This is a genomic window from Acidovorax sp., from assembly GCF_047607405.1.
Lineage (GTDB): Bacteria > Pseudomonadota > Gammaproteobacteria > Burkholderiales > Burkholderiaceae_C > Acidovorax.
On sequence record NZ_JASGDA010000116.1, the window covers coordinates 1 to 4253 of the forward strand.

Consider the following 4253-nt stretch of genomic DNA (forward strand, 5'->3'; position numbering starts at 1 on the left):
ATGAACCAGTGCATGGTGCGCGTGGTGAGCACGAAGATGCTCGACAACCCCAGCAGGCGCGCGCGCTGTTCGATGCGCTTGAGCAGCTTCTCGCCGTCGCCCGTGCCCTGGCTTTGCGGCGAGACGGTGACGGCGGCCATCTCGGCGGTCTTGGCCTCGGGGTAGGGGTAGAGCGCGGCGCAGCCGAAGATCACGCCGTCGTGCTCGATGACGGTGTAGGTGGCGATGTCGCGCTCGATCTCGGTGCGGTCGCGCTTGACCAGGGTGCCGTCTTTCTCGAACGGCTCGATCAGTTGCAGGATGCCGCCCACGTCGTCGATGGTGGCCTCGCGCAGTTCCTCCAGCTTCTCGTCGATGACCATGGTGCCGATGCCGTCGTGTACGTACACCTCCAGCAGCAGCGAGCCGTCCACTGCAAAGGGCAATATGTGGCTGCGCTCCACGCCCGCCTTGCAGGCTTTCACGCAGTGCTGCAGGTAAAAGCCCGTGTCGGTGGGCGTGAGGGCGGTGGGTAGGCTGGCGAGCAGCGCCTGGGCCGCCGCCAGGGGCAGCTCGGTGTCGATGGGGTTGTCATCGCTCTCGGGCTCGCCGGGGCGCGTGCGGATGCCGGGCATCTCGGTCAGGAAGATCAGCTTGTCTGCCCGCAGTTCGATGGCGACGCTGGTCGCCACTTCTTCCATGTTCAGGTTGAAAGCCTCGCCCGTGGGCGAGAAGCCGAAGGGCGATAGCAGCACCAGCGCGCCCATGTCCAGCGTGCGCTGGATGCCCGCCACGTCCACCTTGCGCACCAGGCCCGTGTGCTGAAAGTCCACGCCATCGACGATGCCCACGGGCCGCGCCGTGAGGAAGTTGCCCGAGATCACGCGCACCGTGGCGCCCGCCATGGGCGTGTTGGGCAGGCCCTGGCTGAAGGCGGCCTCGATCTCGTAGCGCAGCTGGCCTGCGGCCTCCTGCGCGCAGTCCAGCGCCACCGAGTCCGTGATGCGAATGCCGTGCGAGTACCGCGCCTCGTGTCCCTTGGCGCGCAACTGCTCGTTCACCTGCGGGCGAAAGCCGTGCACCAGCACGATGCGCACGCCCATGGCCTGGATCAGCGCCAGGTCTTGCGCGATGTTGTGCAGCTTGCCCGCGGCGATGGCTTCGCCCGTGAGCCCGATCACGAAGGTCTGGTTGCGGAACTTGTGGATGTAGGGCGCGACCGAGCGGAACCAGGGCACGAAGGTGAAGTTGAAGACGGCGGACATGGGCGTGGGGTGTGGTGAGGGGGGAATGATAAGTGGCGTGGCAATCTCAGCCGTCCTGGAGAAAGTCACGCGCCAGGCGCTGCAACGCCACGCGGTCGGCGCTGCGCTGCGCGCCCTGGCTGCGGATGTGCCGCCCGGCACCATTGCGCGCGGCCATGGCGCGCGCGACGGGGTTGCGCGGGGGCGCGGCGGTTTTCTCGATCAGCAGCGCCATCGGCTGCTTCATGCGGCGCAATGCCTTGACCTGACCTTGTTCAAAGGCGCGGGAGCGTTTTTGTGTACTCATGTGCGGTTTCCCAAAAGCAAAAGCCCCGGCTGTCGAAGGAGGCCAGGGCTTTGTTGTCGCTTGCCATGGCCGAAACGTGTAGGCACACGGTTCAGCCGGGGCGGAAAACCGTGTTGTTCAGGGGAGGGTGTTGATGAACATCGAAACAATCATGAAGAGGCTCCTTGAAAAACGATCCGCCGCAAGGTTGCTCGTTGCGGCGGTGGGAAGCGAGGGCGGGATGATGCAGGGCCGGGGCGGTGCTGGCAAGTTCCGCGTGCAAGAGGCGTTGCGTGTGGCAGACACAAGAAGCGCGCTGGTCAGGGCTGCGTGCCGCTGAACGGGTTTTCCACCACCAGCCGCCCAAAGCGCTGCCCCGCCTGCCCGTCTTCCGATACCAGCACGTCCGCCCCCGCGCGCAGCGCGGCTTCGAGGATGAGTGCGTCCCACCACTGCAACTGGTGCTGCTGCGCGAGCGCGATGGCGGCCTGCACGCTGTGCGCCGTGCTGCCCATGATCTGGAAGGTACACAGCCGCTGCACCTGCGCTGCGGCTTCGGCGGGCGGCAGGGGTGGGTTCAGCTTGTGCGTGGTGATGGCGTAGAACTCGTGCAGCACCTGGGTGGAGAGCACCACCGCGCCCTCGCGCACCGCGCGGGCCAGGCGGTCCAGTGCGCGTTCGCGCCGGACGGGGTCGCTCGCGTCGACGGCATAGATGAGGACGTTGGTGTCGAAGAAGCAGATCGTCATGTGTTGCCGCCACCGTGGGGATATGGCCGGTTGTAGGCGTCTTCGCGCGACCAGCGCGCTCCCTGGTGGTTGGCCGTGCTGCGCCGGGCTGCGGCGATGAATGCCTGGGCGGCGGCCTGTTGAGGCGCATCGTCGCCCTGCGCGTAGGCCGCCAGGAATTCGCGCACCTTGGCGCTGACCGAGGTGCCTTCATGGATGGCGCGCACCCGTGCCTTCTTCACGATAGCGTCTTCAAGCGTGATGGTCAGGTTGGTCATGATGGGCTTCCTCGTGAGACACGAAAACCAGTGTAGCACGTGAATTCGTGAAAACCCGGCGGCGTGAGACAATCCGCCCCGTGCCCCTGACCATTACCTTCCCCGATTCCCTTCCCGTTTCCGCCCGCCGCGACGAGATCGCGCAGGCGCTGCAAAAGCACCAGGTCATCATCGTGTGCGGCGAGACTGGCTCGGGCAAGACCACGCAGTTGCCCAAGATCGCGCTGGCCCTGGGGCGGGGCAAGTGCAATGCCCCGCCGGGGCAGAAGGGCCGGTTGATCGGCCACACGCAGCCGCGCCGCATTGCGGCGTCTTCCGTCGCCAAGCGGATCGCCGAGGAGCTGAACACGCCGCTGGGCGACGTGGTGGGCTACAAGGTGCGGTTCCAGGACCGGTTGTCGCGCGATGCCTCGGTCAAGCTGATGACGGACGGCATCTTGCTGGCCGAGACGCAGACGGACCCGCTGCTCAATGCCTACGACACGCTCATCATCGACGAGGCGCATGAGCGCAGCCTGAACATCGACTTTCTGCTGGGCTACCTCCGGCAGATATTGCCGCGCAGGCCGGATTTGAAGGTCATCGTGACCTCGGCCACCATCGATGCGGACCGGTTCGCCAGGCATTTTGAAAGCGCCAAGGGGCCAGCGCCGGTCATCATGGTGTCGGGTCGCACGTATCCGGTGGAGCAGCGCTGGCGGGCGTTTGAGGAAAGCCGCGACTACGGGCTGAACGAGGCCATTGCGGATGGGGTGGACGAGCTGTGGCAGGGCAATGCGCCGGGCGACATCCTCGTCTTCCTGCCCGGCGAGCGCGAAATCCGCGAGGCGGCGGACCACCTGCGCAAGCACCTGTCGCACCAGCCCGTGATGCGCGGGGCCGAGGTGCTGCCGCTGTTTGCGCGATTGAGCCAGGCCGAGCAGGACCGCATCTTCGACGGCCACACGGGCCGCCGCATCGTGCTGGCCACCAACGTGGCCGAGACCTCGCTTACCGTTCCAGGCATCCGATACGTCATCGACGCAGGCACGGCACGCATCAAGCGCTATTCATTCCGTAGCAAGGTGGAGCAGTTGCTGGTGGAGCCCGTCAGCCAGGCCGCGGCCAACCAGCGCGCCGGGCGCTGCGGGCGGGTGGCCAACGGCATCTGCATCCGCCTGTACGACGAGGCGGATTTCAACAGCCGCCCGCGCTTTACCGACCCGGAGATTTTGCGCAGTTCGCTCGCGGGCGTGATCCTGCGCATGAAGTCGCTGCACCTGGGCGACGTGGCGCAGTTCCCCTTCATCGAAGCGCCCTCGGGCCGGGCGATTGCCGACGGCTACCAGTTGCTGCAAGAGCTGGGCGCGGTGGATGACGCCAACGAGCTGACGCCCCTGGGCGTGGAGCTGTCCAAGCTGCCGCTCGACCCGCGCGTGGGCCGCATGATCCTGGAAGCGCGCGAGCGCCGCGCGCTGGACGAGGTGCTGGTGATTGCCAGCGCATTGAGCGTGCAGGACGTGCGCGACCGGCCCCTGGAGGCGCAGCAGCAGGCCGACCAGGCGCATGCGAAGTTCGATGATGAGAAAAGCGAGTTCAGCGGGTATCTGAAGCTGTGGAAGTGGATCAACGAGGCGCGCGGCGGAGCGCCCAGCCTGCCTTCGGCGCGGGCGTTGCCCTCACCCCAACCCTCTCCCAAAGGGAGAGGGGGCAATTCACTCCCACTCCCGCTTGCGGGAGAGGGCGGGGGTGAGGGTGC

General features: G+C 66.7%; 5 protein-coding genes. 1 reads left to right on the top strand and 4 read right to left on the bottom strand.

The window, feature by feature from the left end; all coding sequences use genetic code 11:
- The 4 genes from argA to QM569_RS14150 form a co-directional block, all read right to left on the bottom strand.
- The coding region (argA, locus tag QM569_RS14135) for an amino-acid N-acetyltransferase (protein WP_414987871.1) at nucleotides 1-1244 on the bottom strand (1244 nt) is incomplete at its 3' end.
- A gap of 46 nt (nucleotides 1245-1290) precedes the next feature.
- Nucleotides 1291-1530 carry a hypothetical protein gene (locus tag QM569_RS14140; protein ID WP_414987872.1) on the bottom strand — a complete coding sequence of 80 codons (240 nt, stop codon included), beginning with the start codon at nucleotides 1528-1530 and terminating at the stop codon, nucleotides 1291-1293.
- 299 nt (nucleotides 1531-1829) lie between these two features.
- The gene (locus tag QM569_RS14145) at nucleotides 1830-2258 is read right to left on the bottom strand and encodes a PIN domain-containing protein (protein ID WP_414987873.1); all 429 of its coding nucleotides are present in this window, start codon (nucleotides 2256-2258) and stop codon (nucleotides 1830-1832) included.
- The gene (locus QM569_RS14150; RefSeq protein WP_414987874.1) at nucleotides 2255-2515 is read right to left on the bottom strand and encodes a DUF6364 family protein; all 261 of its coding nucleotides are present in this window, start codon (nucleotides 2513-2515) and stop codon (nucleotides 2255-2257) included. The genes QM569_RS14145 and QM569_RS14150 overlap by 4 nt, the downstream gene beginning before the upstream one ends.
- Before the next feature lie 80 nt (nucleotides 2516-2595).
- Here QM569_RS14150 and hrpA point away from each other — a divergent pair.
- Nucleotides 2596-4253 (top strand): ATP-dependent RNA helicase HrpA (gene hrpA, locus QM569_RS14155; protein ID WP_414987875.1); only part of this gene is annotated, 1658 nt, incomplete at its 3' end.